Annotated in this window: 20 protein-coding genes; 15 read left to right on the top strand and 5 right to left on the bottom strand. The window is 57.6% G+C overall.

The features are described 5' to 3' along the window. Window positions 1-191: 191 nt before the first annotated feature. The 7 genes from ACW55A_RS20645 to ACW55A_RS20675 all read left to right on the top strand — a co-directional run bounded on the left by ACW55A_RS20645 (window position 192) and on the right by ACW55A_RS20675 (window position 6,449). The gene (locus ACW55A_RS20645) at window positions 192-1,028 is read left to right on the top strand and encodes an energy transducer TonB (protein WP_226439053.1); all 837 of its coding nucleotides are present in this window, start codon (window positions 192-194) and stop codon (window positions 1,026-1,028) included. A 10-nt stretch (window positions 1,029-1,038) separates the two neighbouring features. Continuing rightward, a complete protein-coding gene (locus ACW55A_RS20650; RefSeq protein ID WP_003431782.1) occupies window positions 1,039-1,731 on the top strand; it encodes a MotA/TolQ/ExbB proton channel family protein in 693 nt (230 codons plus the stop codon). Window position 1,732: 1 nt separating this feature from the next. Continuing rightward, complete coding sequence (locus ACW55A_RS20655; protein WP_498811520.1) at window positions 1,733-2,137, top strand: ExbD/TolR family protein; 405 nt, start codon at window positions 1,733-1,735, stop codon at window positions 2,135-2,137. 72 nt (window positions 2,138-2,209) lie between these two features. Beyond that, the gene (locus ACW55A_RS20660; protein WP_455809321.1) at window positions 2,210-4,516 is read left to right on the top strand and encodes a TonB-dependent receptor; all 2,307 of its coding nucleotides are present in this window, start codon (window positions 2,210-2,212) and stop codon (window positions 4,514-4,516) included. A gap of 264 nt (window positions 4,517-4,780) precedes the next feature. Beyond that, the gene (locus tag ACW55A_RS20665) at window positions 4,781-5,020 is read left to right on the top strand and encodes a hypothetical protein (protein WP_003317071.1); all 240 of its coding nucleotides are present in this window, start codon (window positions 4,781-4,783) and stop codon (window positions 5,018-5,020) included. Window positions 5,021-5,226: 206 nt separating this feature from the next. Continuing rightward, entirely contained in the window at window positions 5,227-5,799 is a 573-nt protein-coding gene (locus tag ACW55A_RS20670; RefSeq protein ID WP_183131718.1) for a hypothetical protein, read from the top strand. Between the two features lie 98 nt (window positions 5,800-5,897). Next, window positions 5,898-6,449, top strand: coding sequence for a hypothetical protein (locus tag ACW55A_RS20675; protein ID WP_032609190.1), 552 nt, complete (start codon window positions 5,898-5,900; stop codon window positions 6,447-6,449). Window positions 6,450-6,489: 40 nt separating this feature from the next. Here ACW55A_RS20675 and ACW55A_RS20680 read toward each other — a convergent pair whose 3' ends face one another. The 4 genes from ACW55A_RS20680 to ACW55A_RS20695 form a co-directional block, all read right to left on the bottom strand. Then, window positions 6,490-7,128 (bottom strand): hypothetical protein, encoded by a 639-nt coding sequence (locus ACW55A_RS20680; RefSeq protein ID WP_187599035.1) that lies wholly within the window; start codon window positions 7,126-7,128, stop codon window positions 6,490-6,492. A gap of 442 nt (window positions 7,129-7,570) precedes the next feature. Next, window positions 7,571-9,733, bottom strand: a complete 2,163-nt coding sequence (locus tag ACW55A_RS20685) for a putative bifunctional diguanylate cyclase/phosphodiesterase (protein WP_499140629.1) — start codon at window positions 9,731-9,733, stop codon at window positions 7,571-7,573. Beyond that, entirely contained in the window at window positions 9,678-10,481 is an 804-nt protein-coding gene (locus tag ACW55A_RS20690; RefSeq protein ID WP_498811519.1) for a hypothetical protein, read from the bottom strand. The genes ACW55A_RS20685 and ACW55A_RS20690 overlap by 56 nt, the downstream gene beginning before the upstream one ends. A gap of 31 nt (window positions 10,482-10,512) precedes the next feature. Beyond that, window positions 10,513-11,364, bottom strand: a complete 852-nt coding sequence (locus ACW55A_RS20695; RefSeq protein WP_074805328.1) for a phosphate/phosphite/phosphonate ABC transporter substrate-binding protein — start codon at window positions 11,362-11,364, stop codon at window positions 10,513-10,515. Between the two features lie 204 nt (window positions 11,365-11,568). Between ACW55A_RS20695 and ACW55A_RS20700 the strand changes: the two genes are divergently transcribed. Further along, window positions 11,569-11,871, top strand: a complete 303-nt coding sequence (locus ACW55A_RS20700; protein WP_498811518.1) for a hypothetical protein — start codon at window positions 11,569-11,571, stop codon at window positions 11,869-11,871. A 149-nt stretch (window positions 11,872-12,020) separates the two neighbouring features. Here the strand turns inward: ACW55A_RS20700 and ACW55A_RS20705 are convergent, their stop codons facing one another. Then, the gene (locus ACW55A_RS20705; RefSeq protein WP_003368980.1) at window positions 12,021-13,151 is read right to left on the bottom strand and encodes an ROK family transcriptional regulator; all 1,131 of its coding nucleotides are present in this window, start codon (window positions 13,149-13,151) and stop codon (window positions 12,021-12,023) included. Window positions 13,152-13,316: 165 nt separating this feature from the next. Between ACW55A_RS20705 and ACW55A_RS20710 the strand changes: the two genes are divergently transcribed. From ACW55A_RS20710 to ACW55A_RS20740, 7 genes are all read left to right on the top strand, one after another. Further along, entirely contained in the window at window positions 13,317-14,633 is a 1,317-nt protein-coding gene (locus tag ACW55A_RS20710) for an extracellular solute-binding protein (protein WP_498811517.1), read from the top strand. Then, entirely contained in the window at window positions 14,630-15,523 is an 894-nt protein-coding gene (locus ACW55A_RS20715) for a carbohydrate ABC transporter permease (RefSeq protein ID WP_058416281.1), read from the top strand. The genes ACW55A_RS20710 and ACW55A_RS20715 overlap by 4 nt, the downstream gene beginning before the upstream one ends. Continuing rightward, the gene (locus tag ACW55A_RS20720) at window positions 15,520-16,413 is read left to right on the top strand and encodes an ABC transporter permease subunit (protein ID WP_044310365.1); all 894 of its coding nucleotides are present in this window, start codon (window positions 15,520-15,522) and stop codon (window positions 16,411-16,413) included. The genes ACW55A_RS20715 and ACW55A_RS20720 overlap by 4 nt, the downstream gene beginning before the upstream one ends. Further along, window positions 16,410-17,516: an ABC transporter ATP-binding protein gene (locus ACW55A_RS20725; protein WP_072366264.1), complete on the top strand. Its 1,107-nt coding sequence runs from the start codon at window positions 16,410-16,412 to the stop codon at window positions 17,514-17,516. Before ACW55A_RS20720 ends, ACW55A_RS20725 begins: the two co-directional genes overlap by 4 nt. 6 nt (window positions 17,517-17,522) lie before the next feature. After that, window positions 17,523-18,284: a glycerophosphoryl diester phosphodiesterase gene (locus ACW55A_RS20730; RefSeq protein WP_003368990.1), complete on the top strand. Its 762-nt coding sequence runs from the start codon at window positions 17,523-17,525 to the stop codon at window positions 18,282-18,284. Beyond that, complete coding sequence (locus ACW55A_RS20735; protein ID WP_003317091.1) at window positions 18,281-19,024, top strand: inositol monophosphatase family protein; 744 nt, start codon at window positions 18,281-18,283, stop codon at window positions 19,022-19,024. The genes ACW55A_RS20730 and ACW55A_RS20735 overlap by 4 nt, the downstream gene beginning before the upstream one ends. 104 nt (window positions 19,025-19,128) lie before the next feature. Further along, a complete protein-coding gene (locus ACW55A_RS20740) occupies window positions 19,129-20,136 on the top strand; it encodes an endo-1,4-beta-xylanase (protein WP_498811516.1) in 1,008 nt (335 codons plus the stop codon). Window positions 20,137-20,193: the final 57 nt, after the last annotated feature.

Consider the following 20,193-nt stretch of genomic DNA (forward strand, 5'->3'; position numbering starts at 1 on the left):
CAAATGCCTTGCCTAATGAAATTTACGAACAATTGCGCGACAGGCCGGGTTCACTTTCAACAGCAGAAAACCGCGATCACACGGCGGCGGTCATAATTAATACACACAACGAGTATTAATATCAGCTCCAGTTGAAACGAGCCTCTCGCCAACACGACGGGCTTGTATTCTTTCACGGGTGAGCTGAATTCATGTCAACGCTGATACTGTCCCGCCGCTTACCGCCGCGTCAGCTACGCCACTGGCCCCATCAGCCTGTGGGTAACTGCAACGTTGCCCCTTCGTCGCTTGTCGTCCAGCAGCACAGCCACAACGCACCACGCACATGGCCGCACGCCGCATTGGCGATTGCACTGGCGATCGGGTTGCATGCCGCGCTGGCAGCGTGGCTGATGGCCGATCACCCGCAAGCGCCCGAGCCGACCCCGCCGATGCCGATCACCGTGCAGTGGGTACCGCCGCCCGTTGCGCTGCCGGTAGCCCAACCGACGCCGCCTGAGCCCACCCCTCAGCCAGCACCGGAGCCGCCTGCGCCGGCGCCAGCTCCCAGGCCGGAGCCAGCCCCCACGCCAGCGCCTCCTGAGCCCAAACCTGCCGAGCTACCCAAGCCCAAGGCGCAGCCCAGAACCGCACCAAGCAAACCTGTCGCCAAACCTGCTGCGCCGGCGCCTTCCATCGCGGCACCCACACCGACGCCTGCTGCAGCGCCAGCGCCAAGACCTGCGCCAGCGGCACCACAGACCACCACCGCGCCCATAGGCCGCGCCGGTTACCTGAACAATCCGCCACCGGTCTACCCGCCCGCCGCCGCCCGCCGCCATCAGGAAGGCACGACGATGCTGCGTGTGCATGTGCTGCCCAACGGACGTACCGACCAGGTGCAGGTGCTGCAAAGCAGCGGCGTCCCTGCGCTGGACGACGCCGCGCAGGCAGCCGTCCGGCAATGGACCTTTATTCCCGCCAAACGCGGCGACACCCCGGTAGAAGGCTGGGTCAACGTCCCCATGGCTTTCAAACTCGCACCCTGAGGCTCACGTCATGAACACTGCTTACTCCGTACTCATTACCCAATCCTCAATGGCCCTGCTGGTGATTTTCTCGCTGGTGACCTGGGCGCTGCTGCTCGGCAAGACCTTTCAGCACTGGCGACTGACCCGGCAGAACCGACGCTACGCCACGCAGTTCTGGGCCGCCCGCGACCTCAAAAATGCGCTGCACCTGCCAAACAGTGAAGGCAGCCTGGCGCGCCTGACCGATGCCGGCGCGCAGGCCCTCGCCGCGCCCCACGACTCGCCGGACCTGGGCCACAGCTGGAACCGCCAGGACTTGCTCGAGCGCAGCCTGCGCCAACAGATCCACAAGGAACGTCGTCGCCTGGAGAGCGGCATGATCCTGCTGGCATCGATCGGCAGCACCGCGCCCTTCATCGGCCTGTTCGGTACGGTGTTCGGGATCATTCATGCACTCACTGCGATCAGCCAGGCCAGGTCGGCGAGCATTGCGGTGGTCGCCGGGCCCATTGGCGAAGCGCTGGTAGCGACCGGCGTCGGCATCGCCGTCGCGGTGCCTGCGGTGCTGGCCTACAACTTCTTCGGGCGGCGTCTGAAGCTGGTGATCGCGGACCTTGAGGAGTTCGCCGTGGATTTCCTCAACCTCTCGCAACGCAACGCCTTCCGGCTGCAACCCGACCATCGCGACAAGACGGCCCCGAGCCTGAAAGGAGTGAGCTGACATGTCCTTCTCCACGTCCAATGATGACGATGCAATCAGCGACATCAACATCACGCCGTTGGTGGATGTGATGCTGATGCTGCTGGTGACCTTCATCGTCACCGCACCGCTGCTCAATAACGCCATACCGCTGGACCTGCCGCAGACCGTCGCCACCACCTCACTGGATCAGGCCGACCCGGTGGTGCTGAGTGTCGACGCCACTGGCGGCGTGTTCATCGACAGCGAAGCTGTAGCGCTGGAGCAACTTCCGGAGGCGCTGCAAGCCCTGCACAGCAAAAACCCGGACGTCGCCGTCAGCCTGCGCGCCGATCAGGCGACGGATTATGGCCGCGTGGCGCAGGTACTGGCCGATGTGCAGAAGGTCGGCATCAGTCGCCTGTCGGTGATTACCGAAAGCCCCTGAAACAAAAACCTGTCGTTAACCACATGACCCGCCGCAAGCGCGGCGCCCTGACGCCCCCAGGAAAATCTTTCCATGAACAATCGATCGATACCGCGTGCCCCTCGATTCCCGGTAACGCGCCTAGCGCTGCTGGTTTCATTGAACTCACTGTGCCTGATCAGCCCGTTCATTCAGGCCGATGACGAGGTGCCCACCTCGGTAACGGCGCCCGCCAGCGACGACACCGCCGCCATGACGCTGGGCACGGTGTCAGTGATCGGTCAGGGCGAGACTCGCCAGGTGCAGCGCGTGACGCAAAAGGATGTGAAGGCTTACTCGGCAGGCACCAGCCCGATGAAGGTTCTGCAACGCCTGCCTGGGGTCAACTTTCAGTCTGGTGACCCGCTGGGCCGTGAGGAAGGCAGCCAGCGCATCAGCCTGCGCGGCTTCGATATGCACCACCTGGGCTACACGCTGGACGGCGTCACCCTCGGCAACATGAGCTTCGGCAACTTCAATGGCCTGAGCATCACCCGCGCGATCATCGCTGAAAACATCGCCTCCAGCGAAGTGGCACCCGGCATCGGCTCACTGGGCACGGCATCGAACAGCGATCTGGGCGGCACCATCCAGTTCACCAGTTCCAATCCCGATAAAGAGTTCGGCGCGCGCCTGTCGCAAACCCTGGGCAGCTACGACACCTCGCGCACTTTCATGCGGGTCGATACTGGCGAATACAACGGACTTTCAGCGTACGTGTCAGGCGAAAAGTACGATGCCGACGCCTGGAAAGGCCACAGCAACCCGCAAAAGTCCGACGCAGTGAACGCCAAGGTCAACTACAACTTCGGCGACAACCGGGTCAGTTTCTTCCACAGCACCTCGTCACATGACGAAGCCAACCTGCCGAACCTGTCGAAGAGCATCATCCAGCGTCTGGGCTACAACTGGAGCTACTACACGCCGGACTGGACCCGCGCGGCCAATGCGGCCAACGGCATTTATACCGGCGGGGTAACCAGCGCAAACGATGCGACCTACAACGCCAGCAGCCTGCGCGACGACGAACTGGACATCCTCAACGGCAATTTCTCGCTGACCGATGATCTGGTCCTGGACGCGACCATCTATCACCACCATGACTCGGGTCGAGGCAACTCGTATTACCCGTTCGTCTACACCAGCGGCTCGACGACAGTGCCGAGCAATTCGATTCGCAGCACAAAATACGGCATCGATCGAACCGGCTTCCAGAGCTCGCTGACCTACTATCTCGGCCAGCATGAAATTCAGGGCGGGTTCTGGATTCAGTCCAACAAGAACGACATTTCGCGTTACCTGTTCGATACCACCAATGCGACGCCGCAGAACCACATCGTCAAAACCGATGGCCTGCCCCTGGCGGCCACCGTTCTGGATCAGAGTTACAACGACCTGACCCGGCAGTTCTACCTGCGCGACACCTACACCCTGCTCGATGACCGCCTCAAACTTGAGTTCGGCGCGAAAAATACTGTGACGACCTCAACAGCCGAAGGCAAAGGCGGCGGTTACGCCAGTGGCTCGCTGCAAGCGCGGGACAGGTTTCTGCCGCAAATAGGCGCAACCTACAAACTCGACGAGGACGACGAAGTCTTCACTTCTTACTCGGAAAACATGGCTGCGTTCCCGAGTGGCGGGTACAGCCCGTTCTTCACGACGCAGAGCGCCGTCGATGCGCAGAACGGCTTCAAGGACCTGAAGCCGGAAACCTCGAAAACCGTCGAATTGGGCGTGCGCCGCAGCACCAAACTGTATTCGGCCTCGGCGGCGATCTACAACACCAAATTCGATAACCGTCTGGTCGCCATCACCAACTGCACCGGCATCGTCATCTGCCAGAACGGCGTCGCCAACGTCGGCTCGGTCACCAGTCGAGGACTGGAACTATCGTTCGGCCTGACGCCCAATGAGAACTGGCGCTGGTCCAACTCCATGTCCTATAACCACAGCACTTACGACGATGACTACGCCAGCGGCGGCAACACCGTTCATGTCAAAGGCAAGACCGTCGTCGATACACCGAAACTGATGTACTCGAGCAACCTGGACTGGACTTGGGAACACTGGAACGCCGGCTTGCAAGGCAGTTACATCAGCAAGCGCTATTACACCTACACCAATGACTCCAGTGTCAGCGGCTACTGGCTGGCAAACGCCAACCTCGGCTATGACTTCGGCAAACTCGGCGCCCTCAAGGACACCACGCTGTCGCTGAACATGGTCAACCTGTTCGACAAACGCTACATCTCCACCCTCAACACCGACGCCAGCGCAGCCACCGACCCGGCGGGCAACCTGCAGATCCTTCAAGTGGGCACACCGCGCAGCGCGTTTGTAACACTGGGCGTGAAGCTCTGATCGTTGCTGACTGAGGACGGGCGAAGGATCGCCCCATCCGCCACTTGCATTGAGTGACGCTGCGCGGTGTGCTCCTGGAGACAGGATCCTGCGGGAACGGGCATGCTCCTGAAGACAGGCATCTGTGGGAGCGAGCTTGCTCGGGAAAGCAATCTGCCAGTCGCTGCATAATACGTGTCTGTTGCCAGCCCCACGGCGACGAACAGCTCACTGTGCTGCATACTCCCCCGCATCTATAGCGCCTGACTTCGATCTGGACACACCATGACACCCAACGCAGAACTCTATAACCCCTCCACCGAATATGCCGACAAACTGATCTCGCGCATCGGCCAAACCCCTTCATGGATCGCCAAGCGCATCGGTGTGACCGACAAACGCATTCGCTACATCCTCGATGGGGAAAGGACCGTCAAAGGCGAGACCACGCCGATTCAGATGACCTATACCGAGCAGTTTGCGCTGGAGTGCCTTGTGGCAGAGGCTATAGCGCTGAGGATGTAAGGCCTGTGTGGCGGCGGGACAACATGAACCGTCGCAATGTGCTGCATCCCGTTCGGAGGGTACGCATCTTCATAACGCACTTATGACTTCTCGGGTCTACACCGCCAGAGGTCGCGACCAGCAGTGATAGACCTCTGACAGACAGTAGGGATCAGTCAGCACAGCCAGAGTCAGCGCTTCTCCGACTCACACTTTGCGCGCAAGTCGTGATCATTGATGCTGACGCAACTGCCGCCTTCCTTCTTGGCAGCGCAATAGGCACGCTGGTCACGATCATTGATGCTGACGCAAGAACTACCTTCCTTTTCTGCCATGCACCGCGCGCGCAAGTCACGATCATTGATGCTGGTGCAACCGCTGCCGCCCTGCTTGGCATTGCAGTAGGCACGCTGGTCAAAATCATTGATGCTGGTGCAAGAACTACCTTCCTTTTCTGCGCTGCACCGCGCGCGCAAGTCATGATCATTGATGCTGGTGCAACTGCTGCCTTCCTGCATGGCAGAGCAATAGGCACGCTGGTCATGGTCATTGATGCTGTTGCAACTGGCAAACGCGTAACCGCTGAACATCAACAACATTGCAAAAATCAGTTTCATTTCACACTTCCTTGGGCTTACCAGAGAAACAGCCTGACGCTGGCTGATTCTTCTTCATTGAACATACGACACTATATCAAATTGACATCACTTTATCGTCTGAGTTATCAATGCCTCCGGTTCCGAGCGGCTTCAGGTCGAAGGCCTGCACCGAAATCAACTGGCAGGTACGCCTCATCATGACCTGCGCGGCGTAAAGGGCAGGCGATCAAGCATTGCCCTTGAACGAGCCTGAGGATCCTGATAATCACGCCCCCAAATAACTCAGACAAGGAAATGCAGTGAAAGGAAATCTACTGTTGGTTGCGGTGCTTGCACTGTTGATACAAGGCTGTGGCGTGACCATGACGCGTTACGAGCCCAGCTTCGATAACGTCCAGAAGCTCAAGCAAACGCCTCCCCTTTTACCGATCCGTCAGACTCAGGTCAGCGCTGCGGCAGGTCAGGATTCACTGCAAGTGCGCGGCAATCCTGTCACATCCCCTAGCGGCAGCATCACGCAACACATCCAGGATGCCCTGACGGGTGAACTGGACCGCGCAGGTCTCATCGACCCGCAATCGCCACGCCAGCTAAATGTGCTGGTTACGCAGAATGAACTGACCGCTGGAATGGGTACAGGCACCGGCACAATCGCCGCGCACTTTACCCTGATCAACGGGGCGAAAGTTGAATATGACGCTACCAAGCAGGTCAGCAGCCAATGGAACAGCAGTTTTTTGGGGGCCGTCGCTATCCCCAATGCGGCAAACGCCTACAATCCGTTGGTGCGTGATTTGCTCAAGGCTTTATATAGCGACCCACTGTTTACCCAAGCGCTGAATCACAAATAAAAAAAGAGCCCAAATGGGCTCTTTTTTTCGGGCGGTCAGTTCATTGCGCCTGCGGAACAGTAACCTTCAGCATTGAGTACTTCAGACTCTGGCTCTCCACCAACTGCTTGAGCAGTGAATTGACTTGGCGCGTAAACGTATCGTTAACAGCCTTCTGCGGTGTATTGGCCATCATCGGCACAAACCAGATACCTATCCAGGTGTTGATTGCATCATGGTTACCGACTGTTCTCAGCACCTTACCCTGGTAATCCTGCGCATCCAGGCTCATGCTGTACTGATCGGTGGCCATCGACGGAATAATAGTCAGAGTCAGACCACTGATAAACGCCATCACCAATTGGCCACCGCTTGGCGGATGGTTATACACCTTGAGGTGCAGGCTGTAGTCGCCTGGCTGTTTCTTGAACTCGTCAAGGGTCACTCGGCCAAACAACCCAGAGTCAGTCAGCGCTTTTTGCAGTTGGGGCTTGAGTGCATCCCGAGCTTGCGGTACTTCTACTGCGCCGGTGGTTCCGGGTGTGCCCTGGTAGAAATCGAACGCAACGAACACGTTGGGTTTATTCGTGTAGCTGGCCATGGAAGGCATGGTGACTGGCGCTACTTCGTCCTTGGTAAAACTGGCGCAGCCGCTCAATACCAGCATTGCCGCAAGGCCCAGTGTCTTCAAGCGTTTCATTTACGATTTTCCTTAGTCAATAACAGAACGTCTGTCCGAATCCATTCAAGAATTGCGGCCTTACCACCGCCTCATACGACAGCGATAGAGGCCACTATTGTGCCATCAACTAAAACTTCGTCAATAATCTTAAGGCTGGCGCAGACCTCCAGGCGAATGATCTGAGAAACCCTTGGCCACAGCCGCAAAGGATTTCATGCTCTGGGTCGTCTCACGATACTTCGTTACAACCGTTCGCCAATGATTGAAATTGGAAGCGGGTTGACCCAACACTCAGCATGCTGTTGGACACGCTTTACGACGGAGGCTTCATTCGAATATAGGATTCTCACGCGACCCACATCGTGCAGATCCCCCCTGAAGCTGTCGGCTAACAGCTAAAAGTGGGCGCTGCGTACAGCGGCGCGCCATGACCGCTCTCGCAGACGCTATCACTACTACGCTACGCCACACCACTTTCAGAAAACCCTATATCCAGACTGCGTGACGATTTGATCATCGCTGCACACTCATCACTGATGACAGGCTTACTGAAAAGATAACCCTGCATTTGATCGCAGCCATACGCCACGAGCAGCTCTAGCTGGTCGACTGTTTCAACGCCTTCTGCAATGACCTTAAGACCCAATTCGTGCGCCAGTACGATTACTGCCCTGGTGATCGCGGCGTCCTCATGATTGCTGGTGATATCCTTTATGAACGCCCTGTCGATTTTCAGGGCATCAAGAGGAAACCGCTTCAGGTAGGCCAAACTGGAATAGCCTGTTCCGAAATCATCGACGGAGAGGCTTATACCATACGATTTTATATCTCGAAGTATCTCAACCGCCGACTCGGGATCGATCATCAGCATCGACTCGGTCAGTTCGAACTCTAAAAGAGCGGGGTTGATACCGGATGCTTCAACGACGTGCTTGACGGTCTCAGCCAGGCCTTTGACTTGAAGCTGCCTGACGGACAGATTGATGGCGATCGGTACCAGCCTTATGTTGTTCTCTTCCCAGCTTTTTAGGGTTTCACAGACTTTCCGTATAACCCAAACGCCGACAGGAATGATCAGGCCAGTGTCCTCAAGAATAGGGATAAAATCGGCCGGAGAAATCATACCTTGCTCCGGGTGATTCCAGCGCAATAAAGCCTCCAGACCACTTATCCTGCCATCGGCGAGGCTGACCTTTGGCTGAAAATGCAGAATAAACTCATCGCGATCAAGCGCACCCCGCAATAGCGTTTCCGTTTGCAAGCGTCTGGTTAAACTTTCGTTCATTCTGGCGTTGTAAAACTTGAAATTGTTACGGCCACTTTTTTTCGCATGGTACATGGCGGTGTCCGCATTCTTCAAGATAACGCCAGTGTCACGCCCGTCAAACGGATAATTAGCGATGCCTACACTCGCTGAAACGAATATATCCTGACCGCCAAGGTTGAACGGTTTGCCCAGCGCATCAACAACGTGGGTCGCCAGCGATTTTATGAGGCTCTCGGAATAGACGTTGTGTGTGACGACAATCGAAAATTCATCGCCTCCCAGCCGCGCAACCACACTGTTCTCATCAATGCAGCCTTTCAAGCGTCGACCCGCCTGGATAAGCAATTGATCGCCTACTGAATGCCCCATGGTGTCATTGACGGCCTTGAACCTGTCCAAATCTATGAATATGACGCTTACTGCATCTGGCGCTGACGTTGTCCGACTGATTATCTCGCGCAGATAATTGCTGAGAAACCAGCGATTAGGCAGATGGGTAAGCGAATCATTTTCGGCCAGGTAGGTGAGCTTTCTCTTTGCGTCATACCTTTCAAGCGCGGCTGCCAAAAGGTTGGCAAGTGTTTGAAGGTAGCTGACATCTTCACGCGTAAAGGTGTAATCCCTGCTGGCATACACACCAAGAACGCCCTTGAAGACCTCCCTGCAAGAGATATCAACCTCCAGGCCACTTCTAATATTGCAAACGTCCACTGTTTCACCAGGAAGCAGCGCGTACCTGCTATCTGGCGCATCAGCATTAATGAAAAACCCGACAGAAGCAGCAGTCCCGCTCAAAAAATCATTGTGATAACCACTGCGGATCTCAACGTCGGTGAAGCCAACCTCCGCGCTGAGGATGACCTCATGATTCACTCGATCAATGACCCGTAAAGCGGCCTTGCTCAAGTTCAATCCTTGCGCCGCAGTCAGTGTTGCCCGTTCACCCAGAACACTGACGTTTTCCTCGGTCAACGCCTGCTGGCCAAACAAGGCGATAAGGTTTTGCCTTCTGGAGTTATCCAGAATCGCCACCTCAAACTCTTTTCGATCGGTGATATCGATATCGATGCAGATATATTTTTCAACGCCGCCCAGGTCATCGAGAATAGGTATGATAGTGCGTCGATGCCATGCAACCTTGCCGCTGCGACCTGAGAGCCTGACCTCACCGTTCCACACCTCATTTTCCGGTGCCCATTGCCACGGTTCAGTGGTTGAAGACATGCCGGTCCAGACCTCATCGATCGTCAACTCTAAAAGCTCGGCTCGCGAGTGCTGTGAGCTTGTTACGAATCGTTCGTTAACGTAGGTGATACGTCCACACTTCGCAAACGATGGACACCTCATCCAGGGCATTTTTATGCTGCACCAAGGTATTCATCAACGATTCGATACGCAGACCAAAGTGATTGCGCATACTTGCGGCAGTGCGGTTTACCGCTTTTATAGCCTCCTGTATTTCCATGGGAGCATCAGCGACCAACATCGCTTCTGCTGCCACTGCACCTGAAGCAATTTCCGCCTCATAAGAGTGAAGTTTGCCCAGGTGAGCAAGCGAACGCTTGATCATGAACCCCATCAACATCAAACTTATCAGCAGAAAAAATACCGCAAACAATGTAGCCTGGATCACAAGACTATAGAGTTCGGCAGCAATTCTCTCGGCATTAAAAGACAAACGCATCACGCCATAATCTTTTCCGCCAATAGTGATCGGGCGATTGACATCGAATAATCTTGCAGCGACTTCAGACTCTATCCACGCAGGCGCTCTTCCAACCGGCGCACTGGCTGCCTCAAGGCGAATCACGCCACCCGACAGGTCAATAAACATGGCCGACTTGAACGGCGAGCGAGCCAGGGTTTTTTCGAGGGTTCTTTTGATAGTGTCGTAATCGCCGATGACGACACTTTCCTCAACCGCTTGCGCCGCAACCTCAATGAGCATGTTAGCGGTGTCTTGTATCTCTTCAATATGCTGAAGCAGCTGGTTTTTATAAAACAGCCCCAGCCCTGTCGTCAAAAAAGTCAGTATCAGAATGGATAACATCGCCAGTATTCGCGACGTCAGTGATTTGGGCAGCAGGCTTTTAAAGAAATTCATTAACAGCCTCTCCAGCTAACGTTGAAATTATTTACTTAAGGTTTGCTGGCAAACTGTTATAAAAATCACGATAGGACGCATAATCCGCTTCCGTCGCAGGAATGAAGGTAATCGGTGCCGGTGCATGGACCAGCTCGGTCGCCTCACGAAGAACCCTGCTACCGTCGGGATCGTTTTGCATATTAAAAAATGCGTTGGCGACCGCATCACGTTCTTTTTTAGAAACCCGAGGGGATGCCATGAGGGCCAAATCATTGAACGAGGCTGAACTCCACAGTACGCGGAACGACTTCCCTTCTCTCTCCGTGTAGCCGCTTACCAGCTGTGAATTGGCTCCCATCGCTTGAGCCTTACCACTGAGGAGTTGGCTGAAAGCACCGTCCATGTTCCCTGCAAACACAGTAGACGTGTTGATCCCTTTCTTGACCAATTCCGAGCTTGTGACTTTATAAGCAATGAACGCTTCCGGTCCCGGGTACACGACTTCCTTGCCCTCCAGCTCCGAAAGGCTATGAATTGGCGAGTCGTCAGGCACCACGATTTGCCCCTCAAGCGCAGGCGCGTCACGGCGACCAAACACCTTCCAGCCCATCTTGTCGCGTTCCGGGCTAAACAGATGATTGGTAAAAGCGAAATCAACTTCTTGGGCGAGCACATAACTCGTTGTATCAGAGGACGTTCGCCCTAACTTCAGCGTGAGATTCACGCCGCTTTTTTCGGACACATACTTTATGATTGGATTCCAAAAGCTGGCTGAAAGATTAAGATTGTACTGATTGACGGGCGAAAAGTTGTACACTTTAAGCTCTTCAGAAATCGCCACATTCGACAAGGCAAACGACAGGGCGATCATTATAGCTTTGCAGCTCAGGCGTAACTTCACTTGTCAACTCCGACTGTACAATAACGGCTTATTCAACGATGATTAGAGCCAACTTAATTTCAGCCATATCGTATAATCGGCCGAGCTTCTTGAATCTTAAGCACCGATTGCATGAATAAATGTTAATGGCCAGCCAACACACCTGCCTGCCCCCGCCGCAGAGAGCTCATTGAACGGCTGACCGATCTGACGTTTGATGATGCAGTGATTCAACGTGCTCTTGCCCCTTTGGGTATCTCGAACGTTCGCTTTGCTAAAGCGCAAGCCGACTTACAAACGATCCCTCTGGGAAGTACCTCGAATGATGACACCGCCTGGGTTTACCACGGCTTGTTGATCGGTCCGATTTCGCAAGCAGCGTTATTTCTGGATCGATTTCTCTGCGCAGACATCCTGTGCGCGGGCTTGCTTGAGGAAATGCAGACCGCACGAACATTAGGCGGCCCGATTCCAGAAAGCCCATGGATCACGCCGTTCTATGGCATCGGCTTGCTGCGCTGCTTTTGATGCGGACGCCACTGAAGGTGCCGTTGAAGCCATCGTCGTTGAGCAACTGATGCAAGCTCTAAGACAGAAGGGCTGAGGGCGTCAAAATGCTTTTGGCGTAGATGTCATCATGCGTTGAATGCCCGCTTCGACTCGATACTGACGACAGATCAAACAAAAAACCGCTCTTTCAACGGCACCAACGCCGCCCCCAGAGCCGCCGCATCGCCATTCGTCTCGCTCAGCAATAACTGCGGCCGAGGCGGTGGGGAGTTGTAGCGATGGGTGCCCCAGAAGGTCGTCGCGGCGATCAGGCGTTTTCCCAATTCGGGCGGTAATTGCCCGCCAAACACCACGGCCTGCGGATCGAACAACCCGGCCAGTGCGTTGACCAGACGATCCAGGGTGGGCTTGACGCGTGTCAGCCAGGTATCCACACCGGGCCAGTCGAGGTCGAAGCGCAAGCGCAGGTCTTCGATCGAGTCGACCTGCACGCCGCTCTGATGCAGGTCTTCGAGCAAGTAACGCAAAGCCGGACGGTTTATCGATTCTTCGTCGTTGTAGAGGGTGATCTCGCCTGCGTTGCCGTGGCTGCCGAAGTACGGCTTGCCGTTAATCACGACGCCCGCGCCGAAGCCGAAGTTGAATGACAGGTAGATGAAGTTGCTGGCCCAGGCGCCCACACCGACCAGGCTTTCGCCGATGGCTGCGGTGGTGGCATTGTTTTCCAGCCAGACCGGCATGCCGAATCGTTCTTCCAGCACCGGTTGCAGGTCCATCAATGACCAGTCGCGCAGCGGTTCAGGCGCATTGATCTGGCGGTTCTCGAGAAAAAAGCCGGCAATCGCGAAGCCCATGCCGACGACCCGTTGCACTTCGATGCCGTTGCGCTGAAGCATGCGTTCGATGGTCTTTTCCAGCGAATCCAGGGTGCTGTTGCGGCTTAACGGCGGCGTGCGCAGGGTGACCTGTTCCAGCACATTGCAGCCCAAATCGGCGACGCAGACCACTGCCGAGTCGGTGTTGATCGATACGCCGATGGCATACACCGCTTCGTTGATCAGTTCGATCCGCGGGCTGGGTTGGCCGCGACCGTTTTTGACGCGCTCACCGCTGCGCAGCAGACCACGGCTGATCAGTTCTTCGATAAGCCGGTGCACAGACTGTTGAGCCAGGTCCATCTCGGTCGAAACCGTGGCACGGGTGATCGCGCCTCGACGACGAAGGATGTCCAGCAGCTTGCGTTCATTGAGGCTCAACGGTTGATGCGAATCAAGTGGTGTGTCGAGGTCGAGAGGCATGGAATCTTCAAATCTTAGGAGGATTAAAACAGTCGGCGCGTGAAGCAGTGTATCGCCCACCATCCATTGCACACTTCAATCATGAAAATTTAATAAAAGTCGCGCAGGTCACAAATACTACACACAACCTGTATTAAATGGCATTGAGTTCTTGTGAGTGTTCTCATGCCTTCCATCCGTAAGCTATTTTCTGTGCTGGCCCTGCTGTCGCTCGCTGCACACACTTTCGCCGCACCGGCCGAGTTCTGGTACAGCCACAGTGGCGCGGCCGGGAGTGCCATCGCGGACTTGTGCAGAAGCTTCAATGCGCAACGCGAGGAAGAGGATCGTCTGCACTGCATTCGCCAGGGCAGCTATGAGCAGACGCTGCAGAAAACCGTCGCCGCTTACCGGGCGGGAATAGGCCCGGCACTGGTGGAGATTTACGACGTTGCTACGCCTGACATGCTCTTGGGCGGTGCCACCCGACCTGTCGAGGCGATCATGGCCGATCATCACAGGGCCTATCCCGACGACACCTTTCTGCCAGCCTTGCGGCGCTACTACGCCGACGATCACGGCACGCTCGCAGCGCAGCCTTTTGCGGCGTCCACAGCCGTGCTCTACACGCACAGAAATGCGCTGGCCGCTGCCGGGATCAATGCGCCACCCGCCACGTGGGAAGCTTTTGCGGATGCCTTGCGAGCCCTTAAGAAAAGCGGCCAGAAATGCCCGGTCGTCAGCGCGTTTGCGCCCTGGATCTGGCTGGAGCAGACCAGCGCAGCGCAAGGCACCGCCGTTGCTGTTCGCTCCGCAGGCAGTGACCGTTATCAATTCGACGAAGGCTCCCATCTGCGTCTCATGAAAGACCTCGCGCAATGGGCCCGTGAAGGTCTGGTGGTCCATGAGGATGCAACCCGCAGCGGACAGCAGGCACTGGCGTTTGCCACCGACGACTGCGCCATGCTGATCGACTCCACCGGGGCGTGGAATGTTGTGCACAGCACGCCCGAATCCGATATTCAGGTCACGGCACTGCCGATTTACGCGGGTACCCAACGACGCGCCAATGTCCCCGGAGGCTCCTCGCTGTGGGTGATGCGCGGGCATTCCGTGAGGGATTACCGACTGGTCTCGGAATTTCTGGCATTCGTGCTGCAACCGGACAATCAGTTGATGTTCAGCGCACGAACGGGCTACCTGCCTGTTACTCAGGCTGCCGCCGCACGCTTGCAATCCGCAGCCAGCGAGCCATCGGCAATGACGGTCGGACTGGCAGCGCTGACCGATATCGACGGTCAGCCCTCCGCGCCTTTGCGCTGCGGTTTTATCACGCTGATGCGCCTGATCTGGTCGCAGGAAATGGAGAACGCGCTCGCGGGTCGCCAGAGCATCGATCTGGCCCTGCGCCAGACGACGCTGCGGGCCAACCAGCTGCTGGGGCTGTTTCAACAGATGCATCAGGCCCAGGCCAGCAACGACTCAAACGAGGCAACGCCATGAAACCGCGTGCGCATTTCCCACAGCCACGTCTGGCGTTACTGTTCGCCCTGCCGCAACTGCTGGCGCTCGGCCTGTTCTTCTATTGGCCTGCGATCCAGGCCATCTGGTGGTCGTTTCATCTGGTGCCACCCTTCGGCGGCAATGAAATCTTTGTTGGTCTGAGCAATTACTGGCGTGTGCTGAAAGACCCCGGCGTGCTGGCGTCGCTGGGCTCGACGCTGGTGTTCAGCTTATCGAGCGTCGTGCTTTCGATCCTCATCGCGCTGGTGCTTGCCCTGTGCCTGGAACTGAAACTGCGCGGCAACGCCGTGTTTCGCAACCTGCTGATCTGGCCCTACGCGGTATCGGGCGCAACCATCGGTATCGTCTTTCATGTGCTGGCCAATCCGGTGATGGGTATTTTCGCCTGGCTCAACGCGATTGCACCCGGCACCTGGGCGCCCTACTCCAGCCCGATACAGAGCATGCTCTTGCTGATCGTGGCGTATGCCTGGTGCCTGGTGCCGTTCAACTTCGTGATGCTGGTCGCCAGCCTGAAATCGGTGCCCGACGACTACCTCGCCGCTGCAGCACTGGATGGCGCAGGTCCGTTGCGGCGCATGCTCGACATACAACTGCCCCTGATCGCGCCCTATCTGTTGTTCGTGTTTGTCATCGACCTGCTGGAAAGCCTGTCGAACAGTTTCGGCCTGGTCGACACCCTCACCCAAGGCGGACCTGGCGACACCACCAATGTGCTGGCCTACAAGATTTACACCGACGGGTTCATGGGGTTGGACCTGGCAGGCTCATCGACCCTGTCAGTGCTCATGCTGCTCGCGGTGGTGGCGCTGAGCGTCGCTCAATTCAAACTCCTGTCGCGCTTCCAGCGCCGCGGGGTGAAAGCATGATCGAGCATAACCGGCTGTTCAACGCAGGTGCTTACCTGCTGTTGACTCTGGGGCTGGTGTTCGCGCTGGGCCCGCTGTACATGGCGGTCTGCTCGGCGACCGTCAGCAACCCACAACTGTTCGCCCACGGTCTGGCGGTGATTCCCGGCGACCAACTGCTGGAGAATCTGCAGCAGGTCACCCGGCGTCTCGATCTGCTGCGCCTGCTGGGCAACAGCCTGCTGGTCGCCACACTGGTGGTGATCGGCAAGCTGACGCTCTCGGCGCTGACAGCCTTTGCCGTGGTGTACTTCCGCAGCCGCTACAGTTCGGTGATTTTCTTCGCCGTGCTGGGGGCGCTATTGCTGCCGCTGGAAGTACGGATCATCCCCACGTATGCAGTGGCCAGCGATCTGTTCGGCCCCGTGCGCAGCCTGTTGCACTGGCTGGGCATTCAATGGCTGCCGCTGCCGACCATCAATTTGCTCGACAGCTACCCCGGCCTCGCCCTGCCGCTGATTGCCTCGGCGACCGGCACCTTCCTGTTCCGACAGTTCTACCAGACGCTGCCTGCTGAGCTGGTCGAAGCCGCACGGATGGACGGTGCCGGGCCCTGGCGGTTCTTCATCGACATCCTGCTGCCATTGTCGAAGACCAACTTTGCAGCGCTCGGCACGCTGGTGTTCATCGGCGCCTGGAAGGATTACCTGTGGCCGCTGGTCGCAACCAATCGCGAGGACATGCGCACGCTGGTGCTGGGCGTCGCCAGTTTCCTGCCGACCGATGCAACTCAGGTCCCCGAGTGGAACCTGCTGATGGCCGCTGCTGTGGTCAGCATGCTGCCGCCCATCCTCGTCATTGCGCTCATGCAGCGATGGTTTGTCAAAGGCCTGATTGGAGTCGGTAAATGAACGCGCTCACCCCTATTACCTGCGCGCCGGATATTGTCCTCAAAGGCCTGCACAAAACCTATGGCACAGACCACATCCTTCACGGGCTCGACCTGGTTTTCAAGGCGGGCGAGCTCAACGTGATCCTTGGCCCGTCCGGGTGTGGCAAGTCCACGCTGCTGCGCATGGTGGCAGGGCTGGAAGAGGTCAGCCAAGGGCAGATTCTCATGGGCGGCCGCGATGTTACGCGCCTGCCGCCCAAGGAACGCGGCTGCGCCATGGTGTTTCAGAACTACGCGCTCTACCCGCACATGAGCGTGGCCGACAACATCGGCTACGCGCTCAAGCTGGCGCGGGTTACACGCAAGGAACGCGAGCAGCGCATCCGCGAGTGCGCCGCCTCACTGGGCCTGGAGGAACTGCTGCAACGCAAGCCTGGAGAACTTTCCGGCGGCCAGCGCCAGCGCGTCGCCATCGGTCGGGCGTTGATCCGCAAACCGCCGGTGCTGCTGTTCGATGAGCCGCTGTGCAATCTGGACAGCGCGCTGCGTCATGAAATGCGTCTGTTGATTCGCAGCCTGCACCGGCAGACCGGCGCGACGATCCTGTATGTCACCCACGATCAGACCGAAGCCATGACCCTCGCCGAGCGCGTGGTGATTCTCGACAAGGGCCGTGTCGAGCAGATCGGCACGCCCGCCGAGATCTACGATCAACCCGCCAGCACATTCGTTGCCAGCTTCATCGGCACGCCGCCCATGAACCTGCTGCCGGTGCATTGCCTCGACGACAGGATTTTGCTCCTCGCCGATGGGCAGCGTTTGCCCATCAGGCTCGGTATTGCCAGCAACCGGACCGGCAAATGGCTGATGGGCCTGCGCCCCGAGACCTTCATGCTCGACCAGGAAGGCGTCACTGCCACAGTCGAGTCATCGGAGAATCTGGGTAGCCACACGCTGCTGTATTGCCAACTGGCTGGAACGCGCTGCGTTGTCAGCCTCGCCGGACGGCAACATCAGATACCCGGCACCCAGGTTCGACTCGCGATCAATTCCACGCCCTTGCTGTTCGATATCGAGACCGGCCAGCGCCAGCTCGTGACCTTCTCCCACACCACCAAGTGACCCGCCATGCTCAAACCTGCTCCCCTCGTCCGCTCGTCCCTGATTGCCCATCGCGGTGCCAAGGCTTACGTGCCGGAAAACACTCTGCTGGCCCTGGAAAAAGCTGCCGAATGCGGCGCCGAGTGGGTCGAGATCGACGTGAAGCTGACCCGTGATGGCCAGCCTGTCGTGATTCATGACGACTTGCTGGACCGCACCACCAACGGCCGTGGCGCCGTCGTGCTGCATGAGCTGCAAGCTATCCGCATGCTGGACGCGGGCAGTTGGTTCGCGCCTGAATTCGCCGGCCTGCAGGTGCCGACCTTCGAAGAGATCGTGGCCTGTGCGCTGCGCCTCAACCTGGGCTTGCAGGTCGAACTCAAGCCGACCATTGGCGACGATGTCGAGACGGCGGAAGTGGTGATGCCGATCCTCAAAAATCTGTGGCCCGCCGACAACGATCGGTTGTTCGTCTCCAGCTTTTCGGTACGTTCGCTAACGGCCGCGCGACGCTTGTGGAACGATGTACCGCTGGCTATCGCCTCCGTGGTGGCGCCTGCCGACCCGGTCGCACTGTTGGCCGAATATGACTGCCGAATACTTCACGTACTTGACGATATGCTCGATGACCATCACCTTGTTCGCCTGAAAAGCAGCGGCGTCGAATTCGCCGTGGCTACCATCAACAGCCCGAAACGTGCGCACTACCTGCTGGAACATGGCGCACAGTCGATTCTCAGTGATTACCCGGACCTGTTGAACCTGCCGAACGGAGGCTGTCTGCAATGAACAACCGACTCAGCGTCGCCATGCAAGCTGTAGAAAAGGCCACTGGCCTGGCCATGGCGTATTTTAACGACCGCCACACCCTCGACATCACCACCAAAAGCGCGCAAGACCTCGTCTCCCGCGCCGACTTTGAAGTGGAACAACTGCTGCGTGCAGAACTGAGCAAACACTTCCCCGACGATACAATCCTGGGCGAAGAAATGGGCGGCGAATTCATCACCGACGGCTGGGTCATCGACCCCATTGACGGCACTGGCAATTACCTGCGCGGCACCCCATTGTGGGGAATCGCGGTGGCGTACATGTCGGCAGGCGAGCCCGAAATCGGCGTCGTCGCCTACCCGGCACTGGGCTACACCCTGGCAGCCCGCACGGGTGATGGCTTGCTGCGCAACGGCGTCCCTTTTGTCCGCCCTCAACCACCCGAGCACCTGCGCATCGCCGGCGTCGGCGAAAACACCCGCTGGGACGCCGAAGAGATGGGCAAACTGCACCTGAGCCTGCGCCGACAGGGCTGGGGCCTTGCTGGTTATCGCTGCGCCACCATCGGCCTGGCGTTCGCTGCTTTGGGGCAGACAGACGGCTACATGGAGAAATTCACCAGCCTCTGGGACATCGCAGCGGGCGCCGTTATCTGCCGGGAGGCCGGATTGTTGTGTACGATTGAAGGCGAACAGAAACAAGGCTCAATGACGGTGATGGTAGGCCGTGAGGAGTTGATGGGGATTTTTGGTGCGTAATGCGCCGGGCTAGTCGACGCAGTTTTCTGACTGCGTTTGTCCGCCTGCTGGCATGCCTGCCCTTCGTCAACAGCAGGCTGCTGGCGGCAGAAACCTTTCCCGCATTGCGCCAGCCTGCCGCCGAGAAAGGTATCCGGTTCGGCTTTGCGGTTGATCCGGCAAAGCTGAATGACGATGCGGCCTATCGGCAGCTGGTCGCACGTCAGGCCAGCATCGTAGTGCCAGAAAACGCCTTGAAGTGGCAGACCGTCCACCCCGAACCAGACCGTTACAACTTCGCGCCCGCCGACGCAATCGCGGCGTTTGCGAAAGCGCATGACCAGCGTATGCGCGGGCACACCTTCTGCTGGCATCGCTCCTTACCCGACTGGGTTCACCACACCGTCACCCCGATGAACGCCGAAGCAGTGCTGACGGCGCACATCAGTACCGTCGCCAGCCATTATCGCGGCCTCATCAGCGCATGGGACGTCGTCAACGAAGCCATCCAGCTGGAGGACGGCCAGCCTGACGGGCTGCGCAATTCATTCTGGTATCAGATGCTCGGGCCTCGCTATCTGGACATAGCCTTCAAGGCTGCGCACAAGGCTGACCCGGACGCCCTGCTCTGCTACAACGATTACGGCCTGGAAAAGGATACCCATTACGGCGAAAGCAAACGCACTGCCGTGCTCGCCCTGCTGCGCGGGCTCAAGCAGCGGGGCATTCCCATACACGGCCTTGGCATTCAGTCCCACCTGCTTACAGGCGACACATTTGGTCCGGGCCTGTCTCGCTTTATTCTGGCAGTGCGTGATATGGGGTTGTCGATCCACATCACGGAACTCGACGTCGACGACAGCCACTTGGCGGGGTCCATCGCAGATCGTGATGGATCAGTTGCAGCGACTTATAAGCGGTATCTCGACGTGGTGCTTGCCACGCGCTCGGTATCTACCGTTGTTACGTGGGGTGTTTGGGACAGCCCGCATATTGCCGGTGCCACGGCCAGCAACGGGCCGTTGGCACAGCGGGCATTGGCGTTTGGCCCACGAGGTGAGGTGAAGCCGGCGAGCTGGGTGATCGCGCATTGTTTAGAAAACGCACAAACACATAGCGATGCGCGGTTTTAGGCGTCAAGGCAGCAGTGCTGCCATAGTGGTTCAGCGCTTTCTGACGCCTGAAAACGA

The organism is Plantibacter cousiniae (nom. nud.), assembly GCF_977070315.1.